This is a genomic window from Pseudomonas sp. 5P_5.1_Bac1 (genome assembly GCF_025466015.1).
Classification (GTDB): domain Bacteria; phylum Pseudomonadota; class Gammaproteobacteria; order Pseudomonadales; family Pseudomonadaceae; genus Aquipseudomonas.
In genome coordinates, this window is the sequence record NZ_JANLNX010000070.1 from 62,427 (window position 1) to 81,651 (window position 19,225).

At 62.4% G+C, this 19,225-nt stretch carries 11 protein-coding genes; 3 read left to right on the plus strand and 8 right to left on the minus strand.

From position 1 onward, the window contains the following. Positions 1-141 precede the first annotated feature (141 nt). The 4 genes from NTD82_RS15355 to NTD82_RS15370 all read right to left on the minus strand — a co-directional run bounded on the left by NTD82_RS15355 (position 142) and on the right by NTD82_RS15370 (position 3,278). Positions 142-909, minus strand: coding sequence for an SDR family oxidoreductase (locus NTD82_RS15355; RefSeq protein WP_262129317.1), 768 nt, complete (start codon positions 907-909; stop codon positions 142-144). A gap of 22 nt (positions 910-931) precedes the next feature. Then, complete coding sequence (locus tag NTD82_RS15360) at positions 932-1,999, minus strand: phosphotransferase family protein (RefSeq protein ID WP_262129318.1); 1,068 nt, start codon at positions 1,997-1,999, stop codon at positions 932-934. 194 nt (positions 2,000-2,193) lie between these two features. Continuing rightward, positions 2,194-2,511 (minus strand): SCP2 sterol-binding domain-containing protein, encoded by a 318-nt coding sequence (locus tag NTD82_RS15365; protein WP_036995189.1) that lies wholly within the window; start codon positions 2,509-2,511, stop codon positions 2,194-2,196. Positions 2,512-2,567: 56 nt separating this feature from the next. Next, a complete protein-coding gene (locus NTD82_RS15370; RefSeq protein ID WP_262129319.1) occupies positions 2,568-3,278 on the minus strand; it encodes a histidine phosphatase family protein in 711 nt (236 codons plus the stop codon). 199 nt (positions 3,279-3,477) lie between these two features. Between NTD82_RS15370 and sohB the strand changes: the two genes are divergently transcribed. Beyond that, positions 3,478-4,494, plus strand: coding sequence for a protease SohB (gene sohB / locus NTD82_RS15375; protein WP_262129320.1), 1,017 nt, complete (start codon positions 3,478-3,480; stop codon positions 4,492-4,494). A 71-nt stretch (positions 4,495-4,565) separates the two neighbouring features. Further along, positions 4,566-9,785, plus strand: a complete 5,220-nt coding sequence (locus tag NTD82_RS15380) for a dermonecrotic toxin domain-containing protein (protein WP_262129321.1) — start codon at positions 4,566-4,568, stop codon at positions 9,783-9,785. Between the two features lie 150 nt (positions 9,786-9,935). Here NTD82_RS15380 and NTD82_RS15385 read toward each other — a convergent pair whose 3' ends face one another. From NTD82_RS15385 to metH, 4 genes are all read right to left on the minus strand, one after another. Further along, on the minus strand, positions 9,936-10,430 hold the full coding sequence (locus tag NTD82_RS15385) for a DUF934 domain-containing protein (RefSeq protein WP_095155077.1): 495 nt from the start codon (positions 10,428-10,430) through the stop codon (positions 9,936-9,938). Next, positions 10,414-12,072: a nitrite/sulfite reductase gene (locus tag NTD82_RS15390; RefSeq protein WP_095155076.1), complete on the minus strand. Its 1,659-nt coding sequence runs from the start codon at positions 12,070-12,072 to the stop codon at positions 10,414-10,416. The genes NTD82_RS15385 and NTD82_RS15390 overlap by 17 nt, the downstream gene beginning before the upstream one ends. Positions 12,073-12,596: 524 nt before the next feature. Beyond that, positions 12,597-12,815 (minus strand): DUF2970 domain-containing protein, encoded by a 219-nt coding sequence (locus NTD82_RS15395; RefSeq protein ID WP_095155075.1) that lies wholly within the window; start codon positions 12,813-12,815, stop codon positions 12,597-12,599. Positions 12,816-12,935: 120 nt separating this feature from the next. Next, a complete protein-coding gene (gene metH, locus NTD82_RS15400; RefSeq protein WP_262129322.1) occupies positions 12,936-16,643 on the minus strand; it encodes a methionine synthase in 3,708 nt (1,235 codons plus the stop codon). A 159-nt stretch (positions 16,644-16,802) separates the two neighbouring features. On the opposite strand from metH, the gene NTD82_RS15405 reads away from it, so the two are divergent. Beyond that, positions 16,803-19,103, plus strand: a complete 2,301-nt coding sequence (locus NTD82_RS15405; protein ID WP_262129323.1) for a fatty acid cis/trans isomerase — start codon at positions 16,803-16,805, stop codon at positions 19,101-19,103. The last annotated feature ends 122 nt before the right edge of the window (positions 19,104-19,225 follow it).

A 19,225-nucleotide genomic window follows, 5' to 3' on the forward strand; every position in this document is an offset into this window, starting at 1 on the left:
GATTTCTTGAGCGACAGGGGCAGGCGGGAATGGGCTCGCCGGAAGGGCTGTATGTTACCGCTGTCGTCAGGTTTTGTGTTGGGTTGAGGGCCTCATCGCTGGCTTGTGGGGTGCCGAGCCGGAGCGATGAGGCCCGAAAAATCAGGACAGGAACCCACCATCCACATTCAACGCCACACCCGTGGTGTAGCTCGACGCATCGCTGGCCAGATACAGCACCGCGCCCGCCATCTCTTTCGGATCGGCCACGCGCTTGAGCGGGATCTGTTGCAGCGCGGTATTGAGGATGGCCTCGTTCTTCACCAGCGCCGAGGCGAACTTGGTGTCGGTCAGGCCCGGCAGCAGGGCGTTGCAGCGGATGCCGAACGGCGCGCATTCCTTGGCGAAGACCTTGGTCATGTTGATCACGGCGGCCTTGGTCACCGAGTAGATGCCCTGGAACACGCCTGGCGAGACGCCGTTGATCGAGGCGACGTTGATGATGCTGCCGCCGCCGTTCTCGCGCATCAGCTTGCCGGCTTCCACCGACATGAAGAAGTAGCCGCGGATGTTCACGTCCACGGTCTTCTGGAAGGCGCTGAGGTCGGTGTCCAGCACGTTGCAGAACTGCGGGTTGGTGGCGGCATTGTTGACCAGGATGTCCAGGCGACCGAACTGCTCGCGAATACCGGCGAACACAGCGCCGATCTGCTCCATTTCGCCAATGTGGCAGGCAACGGCGGTAGCCTTGCCGCCGGCGGCGATGATGGCGTCAGCGACATGCTGGCAGCCGTCCAGTCTGCGGCTGGAGACGATCACATGCGCGCCTTGCTGGGCCAGCAGGTGGGCGATGGCCTCGCCGATGCCGCGGCTGGCGCCGGAGACGAAGGCGATCTTGCCGTCGAGGTCGAACAGTTGGGTCTTGGACATGGGCGGTTCCTTGTTGTAGTTGTCAGAGGCTGGACGCTTTGATGACCTGCAGGCTCATGTGTTCCAGCAGCTTGTTCATGTGGATGAACTGGGCGAAGCGTTTGTCCTGGGTCTGGCCGTGGTAGAAGCGGTAGTAGATCTGCTGGACGATCCCGGCCAGGCGGAACAGGCCGTAGGTGTAGTAGAAGTCGAAGTTGGTGATCTCGATGCCCGCGCGTTCGGCGTAGTAGTCGACGAACTGGCGGCGGGTAAGCATGCCGGGGGCATTGCTCGGCTGGCGACGCATCAGTTGCACCGGCGCCGGGTCATCGGCTTCGATCCAGTAGGCCAAGGTGTTGCCCAGGTCCATCAACGGGTCGCCGATGGTGGTCATTTCCCAGTCCAGCACGCCGATGATGCGCATCGGGTTTTCCGCGTCGAGGATCACGTTGTCGAAGCGGTAGTCGTTATGGATGATGCCGGGGCGGTGATGGTCCGCCGGCATTTTCTCGCGCAGCCAGGCGATCACCGCTTCCCAGCGCGGCGCGTCGGGGGTCAGGGCTTTCTCGTAGCGCGTGTTCCAGCCTTCGATCTGACGCTGCACGTAGCCGTCCGGCTTGCCCAGGTCGGCCAGGCCGCAGGTGTGGTAATCGACCTGGTGCAGTTCCACCAGGCGATCGATAAAGCTTTTGCACAGCGCCTCGGTGCGCTGGGCATCGAGGCCCAGTTCAGGCGGCAGGTCGGAGCGCAGGATGATGCCCTTGACCCGCTCCATCACGTAGAACTCGCCACCGATCAGCGACTCGTCGGTGCAGTGCACGTAGGCCTTGGGGCAATACGGGAAACCGGCATTGAGCTGGTTGAGGATGCGGAACTCGCGACCCATGTCGTGGGCCGACTTGGCTTTGTGGCCGAAGGGCGGCCGGCGCAGCACGAATTCGCGCTCCGGGTAGGTCACCAGGTAGGTCAGGTTGGAGGCGCCGCCGGGGAACTGGCTGATGGTCGGAACACCGCTGAGGCCGGGGATGTTCGCCTTCAGGTACGGGTCGATCAGGGTGGGATCGAGTTCTTCGCCGGGGCGGACCTGGGTGGACTGGTCGGTGAGCGTCATGCTTTTCCCTTATTTTGGTAGCCATGGAACATTGGCTAATCTAATTCTCGCGTGAGTACCTGCCAAGCGTCGCCATGCCTTATTGGCGTGGGTGTTGCCGGTCGATCAACGCACCTGATGCCGCCCGATTCGCGGGCGAAAAAAAACCGAAGCGGGTGAGGGCTTCGGTTCTTTTTTCGCCATGGGCGTGATGCTTAGGCCGGGAACAGCTCGCTGAGCTTCATCGACAGCATCATGTCGCCTTCGACGCGCAGCTTGCCGCCCATGAAGGCCTGCATGCCGTCGGTTTCGCCGCTGACGATGCCTTTCAGGGTTTCGCTGTCCAGCACCAGGGTGCAGTTGGCGTCGGCGTTTTCGCCTTCCTGGATTTCGCAGGTGCCATCCTTGACGATCAGGGCGTAGTGCTTGTCTTCATCGGTGATGTTGAAACCGAAGACCAGGTCCAGTCCGGCAGCGGCAGCCGGGTTGAATTTGGCTTTCATGGCTTCAACGGCTTTGGCGACATCGCTCATGGTGTTTTCCTTATTAAGTGATTTCAGCGACGCAGGGGGTCGCGGTGAGCCGGAATTCATCGATAGGTGACGAGTTCCGGCACCCTCAATAGCCGCACGTGGGCTTGGCTGTTGAAGGAGGCCAGGGTCACTTCGCTGCCACGGAACTTCAGTTGGCTGAGCGAGGTGTTGATGATCTGCCAGTTCAGCTCGAAAGCCTGGCTGGCGCTGATGCCGGTGACGCGGTGGAGCAGGGCGGCAATGGTGCCACCGGAGGTGAAGATCGCAATGTTGTCGCCGCTGGCGGCCTGCTCCAGGACCCGCTGCAAGCCGTCGCCGGTGCGCTGGACGAAGCTGGCCCAGCTTTCCAGGCCATCGGTGTCGTGTTGCCCGCCATGCCAGCGCTGCACTATCAGCGCGAACAGGCGCTGGAACTCGGCCCGGTTGTCGCGGGCGTTGCGCAATATATGCAGGGCTTCGGGCTCATCCGGCAGAAGGCCGGGGAGCAGCGCGCGGATCACCGCGTCGGCATCGAATTCATTGAAAGCGGCATCGGTTTCAAGCGTTGGCACCAAGGCGCCGCCCGCTTGCATGCTGGCCATCGCCAGGCTCGCGGTGTCTTGTTGGCGGCGCAAGTCGCCGGCCAGGCAGCGATCCAGGCTCAGCCCAAGCTGGGCCATGTGTGCGCCGAGGACTTTGCTCTGGCGTGTGCCGACCGGGGACAGCACGTCGTAATCATCTGCACCGAATGAGGCCTGGCCATGTCGAATGAGGTAGATGCTGCCCACGTCGTACGCCTGGGTAAGTAGGATTTGGCGAGGTTAGGTTGCCACTGGCAGGCTGTCAACGAAAAAACATACAAGCGTTTGAAAAGGGCGTTTGAACTGCGTTGCTGGAAATTTCCTACGCTGGCGACGGCCTGTCGGCGCCGGTATGCTTCACTATCGTTTTCGCGCCCTCGCGGCGCAGGTCAGCTAAGGAGTTATCGTGGAGTTTCTTGCAGAGTACGCAAGCTTTCTCGCCAAGACCGCCACTCTGGTGATCGCGGTTCTGGTTGTGCTGTCGGCTATCGCCGGTCTTCGCGGCAAGGGACGGCGCAAGGCCGGCGGGCAATTGCAGGTTACTCGGCTCAATGAGTTCTACAAGGACTTGCGTGAGCGCCTGGAGTCGGGCCTGTTGGAAAAGAACCAGCTCAAGGCCCTGCGCAAGCAGCAGGCCAAGGAACAGAAGAAACAGAAGAAAGCCCCGGAAGACAAGCCGCGGGTGTTTGTCCTCGACTTTGACGGCGATATCAAGGCCTCGGCCACCGACAGCCTGCGCCACGAAATCACCGCCTTGCTGACGCTGGCAACGCCGCGCGACGAAGTGGTGCTGCGTCTCGAAAGCGGCGGCGGCATGGTCCACAGCTACGGCCTGGCTGCGTCCCAGTTGGCGCGTATTCGCCAGGCCGGCGTGCCGCTCACGGTGTGTATCGACAAGGTCGCGGCCAGCGGCGGCTACATGATGGCCTGCATCGGCGAGCGTATCGTCAGTGCGCCTTTCGCCATCCTCGGCTCCATCGGCGTGGTGGCGCAGTTGCCCAACGTCAACCGCCTGCTGAAGAAGCACGATATCGACTTCGAAGTGCTGACCGCCGGCGAGTACAAGCGCACGCTGACGGTGTTCGGCGAGAACACCGAGAAGGGCCGGGAGAAATTCCAGGAAGACCTGGATGTGACCCATCAGTTGTTCAAGGACTTCGTTTCGCGTTATCGCCCGCAGTTGCACATCGATGATGTCGCGACCGGTGAAGTCTGGCTGGGCGTGGCGGCGCTGAACAAGCAACTGGTCGACGAGCTCAAGACCAGCGACGAGTACCTTGGCGAGCGGGCGCGTGATTCGAACCTCTATCACCTGCACTATGCCGAGCGCAAAAGCCTGCAGGAGCGGGTAGGGCTGGCCGCCAGCGGTTCGGTCGAGAACGCGTTGCTCGGGTTGTGGAGCCGGCTCAGCCGCTGGCGTTAAGCAGTATGTAGCACCGTTGCAGCAGCTCAAGCAGGTTTCCTTCGTGCTCATTTGCCTTAGGAAAACCTGCGATGACGTCCTTCCGTCCCCCCGCTGTCCCTGACTTGCACGCGCCCTTCATCCAGGGCCGTTTACCCGATTTTTTCAAGCACTCCACCCCCGCCGACTTCAAGCGCCTGCGCAACAGCCACCTGTCTGAGCAGGAAGGCGCGTCGGCGCCTGACCATTGGTTCAACAGCGCCTCTGAGGTTGAGCGTCAGGTCCTGCTCGACTATCAAGCCCGTCGCCGCCACTCCAGGAACACACTGGCGGTCACGCTCAAATCGCTGAAAGGTATTGGCGAGTTCGCCGAACCGTTGCTCCAGGCCCGTATCGCGGTTGGGCTGGGCGTGTTGGTCGACCTGAACAAGGATGAATTCGTCCAGATCACCCGCGAGCCGGAGATGATTGGCTCCATGCTCAGGACCGTTCCGCAGCGGCAAAGCCTGATGCAGGCCGCGCTGCAGAACTTTGCCCGTGAGGTCGGGTTCGAGGCTGGCACCGCGCTTGCGCCCAAAGACGCCTTCAGCCTGGAACTGATCCCCGATGGTCAGGGTGCCTACCCGCGTTTTCGCTATCGCTATCGGGAGCAGTTGCCCATCGAGCCGGCGCGGTTCGCCCGCCTGTGCCACGACCTTGACCTGGGCGGGCAGTACCAGCGGCACCTGCAGCACGTGTTCGACACTCCAGCCACCCGCGGCAGGGTGCATGAGCAATCGGTTGCCGCCTTCAAGGATCAATTGCGGGTCGATGTGCAGATCGCGTTTCTGAAAGAGGATATTGGTCCGTCGGCCCGGCAGACGCTGCTGGAGCTGTTGGGAGGCGAGCGGGCTCCGCGTTTCAATGAGCGGCCGGTTCGTTGCTGGCACTTGTCGATGTTCGGTATTGCATTGGCTCAGGTGCTGCTGATCAGCGGCGGGCTGGGGCGCGGGGACAGCGCCGAGCCGCTGTTGGTCTACCTGCCGGGCGCTCCGTCGAGCCCGCTGAAGGAATATCCCTCGGCCGCTGCCGCCATTCGCGACCTGCGGATCAAGCTGCGGTCGCCCGACTATCAAGCACTGTTGCGGCGCTATGCGCCCAAGGTCAGCGAGGCCCACGTCATGCGCCGCCTCGAAGAGGCGTTGTACCACCAGGTTCGCCAGCCCAGTGGCGTGTATGAGCGCCAGCCCGATCCCAACGGCAATCTTTATCTGGGCGCGGAGCCCATTGAGGTGGAGCTGTTCGGCCACCTGCAGGAGCGCCACGTCGAAAAGCTCAAGGCAGATGCCAGGATCCTCGCAGTGCCCAGCGCCGATGCCGATGAGCAAGCACGCACTACGCGCCTGGCGTATTGGGAGAGTACTGGTTTCAACCTGCTCAACGCCGTAGCCTTTTTCATACCCGGGCTGGATCTGGTGATGGCGGCCGTGGCGGCTGAGCAGTTGTTCGCGGAGGTGGTCGATGGCCTCCGCGCCTGGGAAGAGGGTGAGCTGGATGAGGCCTGGACCGTTTTTGAGGCGGTGGGTTTGAACATCGCCCTGATAGCCGGACTGGGCCTGGCCGGCCATCGGCTGTCCAGGGCGACGTCGAGCGAGCTGATGGACGGGTTGGTCCAGGTCAGGCGGCCGGATGGCCAGGTTCGCTTGTGGAAACCGGACCTCAAGCCCTATGCCGTTGAGGTCGACCTGGAGAACGAGGTGTGCAACGCCCAAGGGGTGTATGCGATCGCCGGCAAGTACTACCTGCGCCTGAACGGCACTTCCTATGAGATCGCCCTGAGTGCAGGAGGCGAGTGGCGCATTCTCCATCCCGCCAACCCCGAAGCCTACCAGCCGCAGCTCAGGCATAACGGTCGCGGTGCCTGGGTGGCGAAGGGCGAGTTGCCCTTGAGCTGGAGCCGACGGCAACTGCTGTGCCGTATGGGGCCGGTCACTGAACGGCTGGAGGACATACAACTGGCGCAAGCGGCGGATATCAGTGGTATCAGCGACGACATGCTGCGTCGGATGTACGTGGAAAGCACTCCCGTGCCGCCGTTGCTCGAAGACACCCTGCGACGGCTACGCCTCGATGACAGTATTGGCCGGATGATCGACCTCCTGCGCAGCGCTCAGTCAGGTGAGCTGAACATGGGTTTCTGCGCAAGGCTGGCGATAGAGTTGCCGGGCTGGCCGCGGCGGGTGATCGAAGTGTTCGAGGGGCCAACGTTGACCGGCACCCCGACGGTCTATGGACGTCAGCTCTGGCCAGAGGGCCGATCAATCAAGGTGCTTGCCAGCGACCTGTTCGACAACAGGCTGCCCGAAGCCATCGTGGCGCAGCTTGATGAAAGCGAGATCGACCAACTGCTCGGCGCGGGCGTCGCGCCCGATGCGCGGGCGCAGGCCGTGCGCGAGAAGATGGCCAGGCGCATCATCCGGCGTCGAAAGACGATATTCGAAACCCTGTACGACCAAGGCCACGCACCCAAGTCGTCAAGGGCCCGGCTCCTGAAGGAAAGATTCACCTCGCTGCCTGATGAGGTCGTTGATGAACTGCTCAGCCACGCCAGCGGTCTGGAGGCCGGCGATGAGCGGATTCCCCTGACGCTGGCGGAGGAGGCCCGGCTCTATCAGCGTCAGGTTCGCTTGAGCCGGGCACTCGAAGGCTTGCATCGGCCCACCATGGCAACCCGGGACAGTGACCGCCTGACCTTGCGCCTGATGGAAAAGCTGCCGAACTGGGACGGCCGGGTTCGTTTCGAACTGCGCAGGGACACCGCGGACGGGCGTTTGCTGGAGCAGGTGGGCGAGATGAACGCCTCCCTGAAAAGGACCTTGGTGCGCGAACACGGGAGTTATACCGTGTTCGACGTTGAAGGGCAGGCACTTGCCAGGAGCGAGTCCATGGCCGGGGCAATCCTGACAGCGCTTCCCGGCAAAGACCGCGTCGCACTGGGGATTGACCTGCCCGGGCAACCGCCATTGCAGGCATTGCTGTATCGCTTGGCTATCGACGACCGCGTTCAGGCTTCGCGGTTGCTGGGCCAGCAGCCGGTACGGCCGGGGTTTCGTTCGCCGCTGCGGCTCGCGGATGGACGGCTGGGTTACCCACTCGGTGGTGTTCAGAGTACTCAGGCAACGGCGCGTAGGCTGAGCGAACTCTATCCTGACTTGAATCGCCGCCAGATACAGGCGCTCAAGGCGCGTCTATCACTGAGCAACGAGCATCTGGGCACCGCCATCGAGGCGCTGGAGCACGAATACGAGCAGCTTGCGCGGAGCCTGCGGGACTGGCAATTGGAGCTGCAGATCAGCTCTTTCGAGCTTGAGTACCGCTGGCGGGTGGGGCAGCGGTTGAAGGCGGCGTGGCGCCTGGCTGGTGACGGTGAGCGAACGCATATCCTCGACTTGTCCGGGCAGCGTGTTTCGCGGCTGCCTGTACTGCGCGCCCGCTTCGATCATATAAAGCAATTGAACATGGAGAGCATGGGGCTGGATGAGGTGCCCGAGAGCTTTCTCGGTCGTTTCGGCGAGTTGCGTGAGCTCATATTGCTCAACAACAACTTGAGCTCGGTTCCCGAAGCGGTCGCCCACCTGGCCAGCCTGAGCACGCTCGACCTGAGCAGTAATGCGCTGACCAACTCGTTGACAGTGTTCGAGCCGCTGCGCTCGCTCCATGGATTGCAGTCGCTGAACCTCAGCAGCAATCGCCTCTCGAGCTTTCCGGCCCAGGTATTGCGCGACCTCTGCAGCCTGCCTTCGCTGTGCCGGTTGAGCATACGGTTCAATGGGTTGGCCTTGAGCGCTGGCGACCTGGATATATTGTCCGCCCTGCCGCTGGAGCGCCTGAGCCTGGGCAGCAATCGGATCGTCCTCGATGCCGCAGCCGCGCAGGCGTTCACCCGCTTTTCACACCTGCGTGTGCTGTCACTCTCGTCCAACCCGCTGGGGCTGGCTCCCGATGTCAGTAACATGGTGCTGTTGCAGCACCTGGACCTGGAGTCATGCGCCATCACCGGCTGGCCCGAAGGGCTTTCTCGGCTGATGAATCTGCACCGTTGTCGGTTGCGCCAGGTCGAGTTGAGTTCGAACTTCATCAGCGAAATCCCGGAGTTGGCGACAACGCGTTTTGCTGAGGTGCTGCGGGAGAGCGACTCGAATCAGAGCCGGCTGCACGTCAACTACAACCCGCTGCTGGCCGAGAGCGTGGCGCGGCTTGAAGCCACGGGTTCGGTCTTCCACGCGTCCGGGCAGTTCCAGCACTCGAGCTTGCCCTGGCTGGTGGGGTCAAGCGCTGCGCAACGCGAGCTGTGGAGCGAGATGTTCGTGCGCCGGGGCAACATGGAGCTGATGGACGTTCTTGACCGTCTGGCCGAATCCCGGGAATACAGCATCAATAAAACCGGCCTGAACGAGAGGGTCTGGGCATTGCTGGAGTTCAGCTCGCAACATGACGAGTTGCGCGAGGAACTGGTCGAGATTGCCCGGTGCTTTCCGTTTACCTGTGGCGATGCCGGTACGGATGCTTTCAGTGAGCTGGAAACGACCGTGCTGGTTTACCGTCTTGGCGTGGAGGCTGGCAACAACGCCGAGTTGGGCACTACGCTGGTGCAACTCTTCCGGCAACTGTTCCGGCGCCATGAAGTGCAGCGCCTGAGCGAACTTGTGGCACAGCGCCGGGTGCTCCGGCGCCGGGCGCTGGTCAGGCAGGAGACGCTGCCCGATCTGGCTGTTCAGGATGACATCAGTGACGGGTTGCTCTTGCGCGCGACTGTGGACGATATCGAGATTCGCCTGGCACTGCGTCAGGGGCTGGCGAAAGCGTTGAACTATCCCGAGCTGTCGACGGGCATGCTCTATAGGGAGGAGGCGAATATTTCGAAGAGGACGATCATGAACATCAGGGACGCGGTGCTGGTGAATGAGACCGCTGCAAACCGGCAGCAGTGGATGGCCGGTGATGCGAGTTGGCAGCGCTACCTCAAGCGGCGCTTTTCCGTGCAGTTCGAAGCCGTCGTGGCGCCATGGGCCGAAGGTTTGGAGTACCTGGAATACTGCGCGCAGATTTATCAGGGCCCGATCCCCACACTGGAGCGGGAGGTGCTGGAGGTGTTGAGCGAAGCTCTTGGTGAAAGTCCGCTGGACGCGCAAGGCGCTTTGCGGAGGGTCGAGCTGAGCGGGCAGCGCTACCTGGATGTCGTGAATGCCGTGAGGGATGCTCACCGCAAGGCTGAGGTCGACTGTATTTCGCGCTTGACCAAGGCGGAGGACGAGGCGGTCGAGGAACTCTAGGGGCGGGATTGGCTGAATGTACAAAGGCCCGCTACCGGGCAGCCCTTCGCGAGCAAGCTCGCTCCTACACATGCGTCGATGGTGTAGGAGCGAGCTTGCTCGCGAAGACTGACCAGGCATTCCCCGGTAATGGGGCCTTTGCCTGACCGATCAGCGGCGGCGGAACAGCGGCAGCGGTTCGTCAGTGGCGGCCTGGTAGGTCACCGAGAAGTCCTTGAGACTTTGCAGTGCATCTTCCGGGTCTTTGTCGGCGCGCACGGCGAAAGCGTCGAAACCGCAGCGAGCCATGTAGAACAACTGGTCACGCAGCACGTCGCCAATGGCGCGCAGTTCGCCGGTGAACTTGTAGCGATCACGCAGCAGACGCGCATTGGAATAGTTGCGCCCGTCGGTGAAGGCCGGGAAGTTCAGGGCGATGACCTGGAAATGCGCGACATCTTCACCGATTTCCTCGGCTTCTTCGTCGCTGTCCAGCCACACGCCCAGGCCGCCGTCGCGGGCTTTCAGGGCGTGGGCGTGTTCGCGCCACAGTTGCAGCGGCACGATGTAGTCGTCGCAGTTGCTCAGTTGGTCCAGGGTCACGTCCTTGGGCAGCAGGTGCCAGGTTTCGTCGACGATCTGGTTGTTCTTAATGATTCGCTGCATAGACGCGCTCCTTGAAGGGGTCGATGCCGATGCGCTGGTAGGTGTCGATGAAGCGCTCGTCTTCGTTGCGTTTTTCAACGTAGACGTTAATCAGCTTCTCGATCACGTCCGGCATGGCGTCCTGGGCGAAGGACGGGCCGAGGATCTTGCCCAGGCTGGCGTCACGGCTGGCGCTGCCACCGAGGGAGACTTGATAGAACTCTTCGCCTTTCTTGTCCACGCCGAGAATACCGATATGACCGACGTGGTGGTGACCACAGGCGTTCATGCAACCGGAAATGTTCAGGTCCAGTTCGCCGATGTCGAACAGGTAGTCCAGGTCGTCGAAACGGCGCTGGATGGATTCGGCGATCGGGATCGACTTGGCGTTGGCCAGGGAGCAGAAGTCACCACCCGGGCAGCAGATGATGTCGGTCAGCAGGCCAATGTTCGGCGTGGCGAAGCCATGCTCGCGCAGTTCCAGCCAGAGCGTGTGCAGCTCGCTCTGCTCGACATCGGCGAGGATGATGTTTTGTTCGTGGGAGGTGCGCAGCTGGCCGAAGCTGTAGCGCTCGGCGAGGTCGGCGACCTTGTCCAGTTGCTTGTCGGTCAGGTCGCCCGGGGCGACGCCGGTAGGCTTGAGCGACAGGGTGACGGCAACGTAGCCCGGCTTCTTGTGCGCCAGGGTGTTGCGCACGCGCCAGCGGGCGAAGCCCGGGTGCTGCTGGTCAAGCTCGGCCAGTTGCGTATCGAGGTTGTCGAGGGCCTTGTAGTCCGGATCGACGAAGTGCTTGGCAACGCGATGCACTTCGGCATCGGTCAGGGTGCTGCTGCCGCCGCGCAGGTGGACCATTTCGGCCTCGACCTTCTCGGCAAACACTTCCGGCGTCAGGGCCTTGACCAGAATCTTGATCCGCGCCTTGTACTTGTTGTCACGCCGGCCGTAGCGGTTGTAAACCCGCAGGATGGCGTCCAGGTAGCTCAGCAGGTCCTGCCATGGCAGGAACTCATTGATGAAGGCGCCGATTACCGGGGTACGGCCGAGGCCGCCACCGACCAGAACGCGGAAGCCCAGCTCGCCGGCTTCGTTGTGCACCGGCTCCAGGCCGATATCGTGCACTTCGATGGCCGCGCGGTCGCTGGTCGAGCCGTTGATGGCGATCTTGAACTTGCGCGGCAGGTAGGCGAATTCCGGGTGGAAGGTGGTCCACTGACGGACGATCTCGCACCATGGGCGCGGATCGATCAACTCGTCGGCGGCGACACCGGCGAACTGGTCGGTGGTGACGTTGCGCAGGCAGTTGCCGCTGGTCTGGATTGCGTGCATCTGCACGGTGGCCAGCTCGGCGAGGATGTCCGGGATGTCTTCCAGGGCAGGCCAGTTGTACTGGACGTTCTGCCGGGTGCTGATGTGCGCGTAGCCCTTGTCATAGTCGCGAGCGATCTTCGCCAGCAGGCGGGTCTGACGCGAGGTCAGCTGGCCGTAAGGCACGGCAACCCGCAACATCGGGGCAAAACGTTGGATATAGAGGCCGTTCTGCAGGCGCAGAGGGCGGAATTCTTCTTCGCTCAGTTCGCCGGCCAGGTAGCGGCGGGTCTGATCCCGGAACTGCTTGACGCGGTCCTCGATGATCCGCTGATCGTACTCGTCGTATACGTACATAGGGGTCCTGTTCTCAAGCTGCTTGCAGCTAATCGCGCGCACGGCCGCGCACTCCGGATGCGGAGCCGGGGAAAGATAGCAGGTTGTATTTATGCGCAAAAGTGATGTTTTTGCATATGAAAAGAACCATTTGGACTAAGTGAGATTGGCTGGCATTTATCGGTCTTTACGAGGGGGTTGGCAGGTGCCGTCAGCCGGCGAAACGAAGGTCGGACAGGGCGTCCGTCGACTCGTCAAAGTCCCTGCTTGAGCAATGGGCATTGCTGGACTTTACTGCTGGGGGTATGCATTCCCATAACCACCAATAAAAGAGGCAATGCAATGGGAAACCCGACCAAAGCCGTCAAAAGCGACAGCAATGTCGACGCTTGGGCAATCCTTTGCCTGATTGTCCTGGTTGTCGTGACCGCTGTGTATTGGGTCAGTCATCAGTGATGGAGCGCTGAAGCTGCCCGCAACAATCGTGATCTTGCGACCTGAAATGAAAACCGCCCGCGGCATGGACCCCGCGGGCGGTTTTCGTTTCAGCGGGCGGTAAGGTGCAGGGCCAGCTGGACCAGCCCGTACAGCACCAGAATGAACACCAGGGTGAACGCGATGCCCATGGCGATGAAGTGCGAGGGCTTGCCATGGGTGAAGTCGCGTGCGCGGTTCTTGCCGCTCTGCACGCCGAACGCGGCGGCGAGGGTGCTGTGCAGGAGTTGCCAGAAGGTAGGTGGTTTGCTTTGGCTTGGGTCTTCCATGATGGGCTCCCTGTTCAGGTTTGACAGAGAGTCTAGTCGCTGAGCACGCTGGCAGAGCCGCTTGCGCGCCATTCACGGCGGTTCGGTGTCCCGAACCGCCGTGCAGCGGCTTTTAGATCATCAGTTGTCGTAGCCGAGGTTCGGCGCCAGCCAGCGCTCGCTCACCGACACATCCTGCGCTTTACGCGCGCTGTAGCTTTCGATCTGGTCCTTGTCCACCTTGCCGACCGCGAAGTACTGCGCCTGCGGGTGTGCAAAGTACCAGCCGCTGACCGCCGCCGCCGGGAACATGGCGAAGTGTTCGGTGAGGAACACGCCGCTCTGGCCGGTTTCGCCAATGGCGGTGCCGTCCAGCAAGCGGAACAGCGTGGCTTTTTCGGTGTGGTCCGGGCACGCCGGGTAGCCGGGAGCAGGGCGGATACCGGCGTATTGCTCCTTGATCAGCGCGTCGTTGTCCAGGTGCTCGTCTTTCGCGTAGCCCCAGTAGTCCTTGCGCACCTGCTCGTGCAGCCATTCGGCGCAGGCTTCGGCCAGGCGGTCGGCGAGGGCCTTGACCATGATCGAACTGTAGTCGTCGCCTTTGTCCTGATAGGCCTTGGCCACTTCTTCGGCGCCGATGCCGGCGGTGGTGATGAAGCCGCCCACGTAGTCGGTGACGCCGCTGTCCTTCGGCGCGACGAAGTCGGCCAGGCTGAAGTTCGGCTTGTTATCCGGCTTGATGGTCTGCTGGCGCAGGTGGTGCAGGCGCTCCAGCGGCTGGCCGTCATCGCCGTAGACCTCGATATCGTCATCGGCGACCTGGTTGGCCGGCCAGAAGCCGAATACCGCGCGGGCGCTGATCAGTTTCTCGTCGATCAGTTTCGTCAGCATCTGCCGGGCGTCCTCGTACAGCGCGGTCGCCGCTTCGCCCACCACTTCGTCGGTGAGGATGCGCGGGAATTTGCCGGCCAGGTCCCAGGAAATGAAGAACGGCGTCCAGTCGATGTACTTGGCCAGCACGTTCAGGTCGATGTCCTGCAGCACTTTGACGCCGGTAAAGCTCGGAACTGCCGGCTGATAGTCGGCCCAGTCGTACTTCGGTTTGGCGGCGATCGACTGCGCGTAGCTCAGGCGCTCGGTGCGGGCGCTGCGGTTGGCGGTGCGTTCGCGGACGTCGACGTACTCGGTGCGGGTCTTCTCGACGAAGGCCGGCTTCAATTCCTTGGACAGCAGTTGCGTGGCCACGCCCACGGCGCGGGAGGCGTCGGTGACGTAGATCACCGCGTCGTTGCTGTAGCGCGGCTCGATCTTCACCGCGGTGTGGGCCTTGGAGGTGGTGGCGCCGCCGATCATCAGTGGCAGGTGGAAATCCTGGCGCTGCATCTCGCGGGCGACGTGGACCATTTCGTCCAGCGACGGCGTGATCAGGCCGGACAGGCCGATGATGTCGCATTTCTCTTCGCGGGCGACCTGGAGAATCTTCTCCGCCGGCACCATCACGCCGAGGTCGACGATGTCATAGCCGTTACAGCCGAGCACCACGCCGACGATGTTCTTGCCGATGTCGTGGACATCGCCCTTGACCGTGGCCATGAGGATCTTGCCCTTGGCCTCCGGCTTGTCGCCTTTCTCTTCTTCGATGAACGGGATCAGGTGCGCCACGGCCTGTTTCATCACCCGCGCCGACTTGACTACCTGGGGCAGGAACATCTTGCCGGCACCGAACAGGTCGCCAACGATGTTCATTCCGCTCATCAGCGGGCCTTCGATCACTTCGATGGGGCGCGCGCATTGCTGGCGGCAGAGTTCGGTGTCTTCGACGATAAAGGCGGTGATGCCCTTGACCAGCGCGTGTTCCAGACGCTTTTCCACCGGCAGCGAACGCCATTCTTCGGTTTCCACTTCCTTGGTCGCGCCGCCGCCGCGGTAATCCTCGGCGATCGCCAGCAGGGCGTCGGTGCCTTCCGGGGTGCGGTTGAGCACCACGTCTTCGACGCGCTCGCGCAGCGCCGGTGGAATCTCGTCGTAGATTTCCAGTTGGCCGGCGTTGACGATGCCCATGGTCAGGCCGTTCTGGATGGCGTGGTAGAGGAATACCGAGTGAATCGCCTCACGTACCGGGTTGTTGCCGCGGAACGAGAACGACACGTTGGACACGCCCCCCGACGACAGGGCGTAGGGCAGGTGGTCGCGGATATAGGCGCAGGCTTCGATGAAGTCCACGGCATAGTTGTTGTGCTCTTCGATGCCGGTGGCGACGGCGAAGATGTTCGGGTCGAAGATGATGTCTTCCGGCGGGAAGCCCACTTCGTTGACCAGGATGTCGTAGCTGCGCTGGCAGATTTCGCGTTTGCGCGCGGCGGTGTCGGCCTGGCCGACTTCGTCGAAGGCCATCACCACCACGGCAGCGCCGTAGCGCTTGCACAGCTTGGCGTGATGTTTGAACGCGTCGACGCCTTCCTTCATCGAGATCGAGTTGACGATGCCCTTGCCCTGGATGCACTTGAGGCCGGCCTCGATCACTTCCCACTTGGAGGAGTCGATCATGATCGGCACGCGGGAAATGTCCGGTTCGCCGGCGATCATGTTGAGGAAACGGACCATGGCGGCCTGGGAGTCGAGCATCCCTTCGTCCATGTTGATGTCGATCACCTGGGCGCCGGCTTCGACCTGCTGCAGGGCGACTTCCAGCGCTTCGGTGTAGTTTTCCTCGCGGATCAGCCGGGCGAACTTGGCGGAGCCGGTGATGTTGGTACGCTCGCCGACGTTCACGAACAGCGAGTTGCGGTCGATGGTGAAGGGTTCCAGGCCGGACAGGCGGCAGGCCCTTGGAATCTCGGGGATTTCCCGCGGCTTGTACTTGGCCACGGCCTCGGCGATCGCCTGGATGTGGCCCGGGGTGGTACCGCAGCAACCGCCGATGATGTTGAGGAAGCCGCTGGCGGCGAACTCCTCGACCACCACGGCCATTTCCGCTGGCGTTTCGTCATATTCGCCGAAGGCGTTGGGCAAGCCGGCGTTCGGGTGCGCGGAGACGTGGGTGCCGGCCTTGGTCGACAGTTCTTCCAGGTACGGGCGCAGGTCTTTCGCGCCGAGGGCGCAGTTCAGGCCGACGGAGATCGGGTTGGCGTGGCGTACCGAGTTCCAGAAGGCTTCGGTGGTCTGGCCGGACAGGGTGCGGCCGGAGGCGTCGGTGATGGTCCCGGAAATCATGATCGGCAGTTCGATGCCGTCGTCCTCGAACACCTGTTGCACGGCGAAGATCGCCGCCTTGGCGTTGAGGGTGTCGAAGATGGTTTCGATGAGGATCAGGTCGGCGCCGCCCTCGATCAGGCCGCGGGTGGCCTCGATGTAGTTTTCCACCAGTTCGTCGAAGGTGACGTTGCGGTAGCCGGGGTCGTTGACGTCCGGGGAAATCGAGCAGGTGCGGCTGGTCGGGCCGAGCACGCCGGCGACGAAGCGCGGCCGGTCGGGGGTTTCCAGGGTCTTGGCATCCGCCACCTGGCGAGCGATGCGCGCGCCTTCGACGTTCAGTTCGTACACCAGCGCTTCCATGCCGTAGTCGGCCTGGGAAATCTGGGTGGCGTTGAAGGTGTTGGTTTCGAGAATGTCGGCGCCGGCGTCCAGGTAAGCCTTTTCAATCGCGGCGATCACGTCCGGACGGCTCAGCAGGAGCAGGTCGTTGTTGCCTTTGACGTCGCTCGGCCAATCGGCGAAGCGCGTTCCACGATAGTCTTCTTCCTCAAGACGATAGCTTTGGATCATAGTGCCCATGCCGCCATCTAGAATCAGGATGCGCTCTTTGAGTGCTTGCTGAAGTGCTTGGAAACGAGCGCTGCGGTCAGACATTGGGACTACCTGGGTCAGACAAAGACGAAAGTTGCGGGATGATAACAAAGCTGCGCGCTTTTTAGACGCGTTGCACATTTGCATGAATTTCATTCATGTTGGCACCGCGGCCCGAAGTAGAATCGTGAAAAGCCTTTATGAAATCAGGACATACGGCACATGGTGCATCGCTTTCTTGCCGGCGCCTTCGCTCTGCTCATCAGTGGCGCGGCGCTCGGACAAGCCCCTCAGAACGCTCCGGCAATTTCCTACGCCCGGGACATCCAGCCGATTTTCACCGAGAAGTGCGTGGCCTGCCACGCCTGCAACGACGCGGCCTGCCAGCTCAACCTCGGCAGTGCCGAGGGCGCCAGTCGCGGCATGTCGAAGGTGCCCGTTTACCAGGGCGACCGCAGCCAGGCGGTCGCCCCGACCCGGTTGTTCTATGACGCCAGCGGCCCGGCCGCCTGGCAGCGCATGGGTTTCAGCTCGGTGCTGGATCGCCAGGGCAGCCAGGCCGCGTTGATGGCGCGGATGCTCGAACTCGGGCACACCACGCCGCTGACACCCAATGCCAAGTTGCCCGAGGACATCGTCCTGGGCTTGAACCGCAGCAACATGTGCCCGCTGCCCGGTGAATTCGACGCCTACGCCGGGGCTCACCCGAAAGAAGGCATGCCGCTGGCGGTGACCGGCCTGACCGAGGCCGAGTACCAGACCCTGCAACGCTGGCTGGCCCAGGGCGCGCCGGTTGAGCACAACCCGGTGCAGCCGAGCGCGACGGAAGCCGCGCAGGTCGCGGAATGGGAGGAACTGCTCAACCGTCCGGGTTCCACCGAGGCGCTGGTGGGGCGCTGGCTCTATGAGCATCTGTTCCTCGCGCACATCTACTTCGTCGGCGGCGAGCCGGGGCATTTCTTCCAGTGGGTGCGCTCGCGCACACCGAGCGGCCAGCCGGTCGACCTGATCGCCACGCGCCGCCCCAACGACCCGCCGGGCACCGATTTCTATTACCGGCTGATGCCCGTGCAGGGCGTGATCGTGCACAAGACCCACATCACCTACCCGATGGGGCCGCAGAAGCTCAAGCGGGTGAAACAGTTGTTCTACAGCGGTGACTGGCACGCCGCCTCGCTGCCGGGCTATGGCCCGCGGCACCGTTCCAATCCGTTCGAGACCTTCGAGGCGATTCCGGCGGTCGCGCGTTACCAGTTCATGCTGGATAACGCCGAATACTTCGTTCGCACCTTTATCCGCGGCCCGGTGTGCCGCGGACAGATCGCCACCGACGTGATCCGCGACAACTTCTGGGCGCTGTTCCAGGAGCCGGCCCACGACCGCTATATCACTGATGCGGTGTACCGTGCCGAGGCCACGCCATTGCTGGCCATGCCCGGCCAGATCGACGACGTTGGCAGCATTCTCAGCCTCTGGCACGCCTACCGCGACAAGCGCAACGAGTACGAAAGCCTGCGCCGCGACACCTACGCCGACATGCCGGCGCCGAGTTGGTCGAGCTTGTGGGCGGGCAATGACAACGCGCTGTTGACCATCTTCCGCCACTTCGACAGTGCGTCGGTGACCAAGGGCCTGATCGGCGACGTGCCGCTGACGATGTGGCTGTTCGACTATCCGCTGCTCGAGCGCACCTACTATCAGTTGGCGGTCAATTTCGATGTGTACGGCAACGTTTCGCACCAGGCCCAGACCCGCCTGTACTTCGACCTGATCCGCAACGGCGCAGAGGTCAACTTCCTGCGCCTGATGCCGGCCGACCAGCGTGGCGACATCCTCAGCAACTGGTATCAGAACAGTGGCAAGGTGAAGATGTGGATGGACTACGAGGAAATCGACACCAGCACGCCGACCGCGCTGAAACTCGATCCGCGCAACCCCACGCGTGATTTCGGCCTCAAGCTGATCGAGCGCACCGGCAGCCTCAATGCTTCGCCTGATCCGATCAACCGCTGTACCGGCGCGTATTGCTCGCGGGACACCGTCAGCGAGGAATTCCGCGATGTCGAGCAGGCCCTGAGCCGGCTGGCATCGCGTCCGGCGGCGGGCTTGAAGGTGATTGGCCAGTTGCCCGAGGCGACGATGCTGCGTATCGAGGGGCAGGGCGGCAAACGGCAGGTCTACAGCATGTTGCGCAACCGTGCGCACAGTAACGTTGCTTTCATGCTGGGCGAGGCATACCGCTATCAGCCGGGGCTGGACACCTTGACCATTTACCCGGGGGTGATGAGCAGTTACCCGAATTTCATGTTCAACGTGCCGGCCAGCGATGTGCCGGAGTTCGTCGAGGACATGGAAGCAGCGCGTGACGACACGGCGAAGTTCGAGCGGATCGTCATGCGCTGGGGCGTGCGCCGCAGTCACCCGCAGTTCTGGCATTACTTCCATGACTTGAACAGCTACATCAAGGAGACCGATCCGGTGGAGTCCGGGGTTCTGGATATGAATCGGTACGAGAATCTTTGAAGCGACAAGCCTCAATCCTCACGCGGCAAGAGAGAACAGCGGCGCGGCTGGCTGCTTTTTCTTGCCGCTGGTAGCTTGCGGCTTGATCCTTTCTTTCCCGACATAATTGCTAGGACTTTGTT

Bases quoted from the DNA above. Each gene is read 5' to 3' on its own strand.
- NTD82_RS15365 (WP_036995189.1), bottom strand. From the start codon at position 2,511: ATGAGCGATGTCGCCAAAGCCGTTGAAGCCATGAAAGCCAAATTCAAC.
- NTD82_RS15380 (WP_262129321.1), top strand. From the start codon at position 4,566: ATGACGTCCTTCCGTCCCCCCGCTGTCCCTGACTTGCACGCGCCCTTC.
- metH (WP_262129322.1), bottom strand. From the start codon at position 16,643: ATGTCTGACCGCAGCGCTCGTTTCCAAGCACTTCAGCAAGCACTCAAA.
- NTD82_RS15390 (WP_095155076.1), bottom strand. From the start codon at position 12,072: ATGTACGTATACGACGAGTACGATCAGCGGATCATCGAGGACCGCGTC.
- NTD82_RS15395 (WP_095155075.1), bottom strand. From the start codon at position 12,815: ATGGAAGACCCAAGCCAAAGCAAACCACCTACCTTCTGGCAACTCCTG.
- NTD82_RS15405 (WP_262129323.1), top strand. From the start codon at position 16,803: ATGGTGCATCGCTTTCTTGCCGGCGCCTTCGCTCTGCTCATCAGTGGC.
- NTD82_RS15385 (WP_095155077.1), bottom strand. From the start codon at position 10,430: ATGCAGCGAATCATTAAGAACAACCAGATCGTCGACGAAACCTGGCAC.
- NTD82_RS15360 (WP_262129318.1), bottom strand. From the start codon at position 1,999: ATGACGCTCACCGACCAGTCCACCCAGGTCCGCCCCGGCGAAGAACTC.
- NTD82_RS15355 (WP_262129317.1), bottom strand. From the start codon at position 909: ATGTCCAAGACCCAACTGTTCGACCTCGACGGCAAGATCGCCTTCGTC.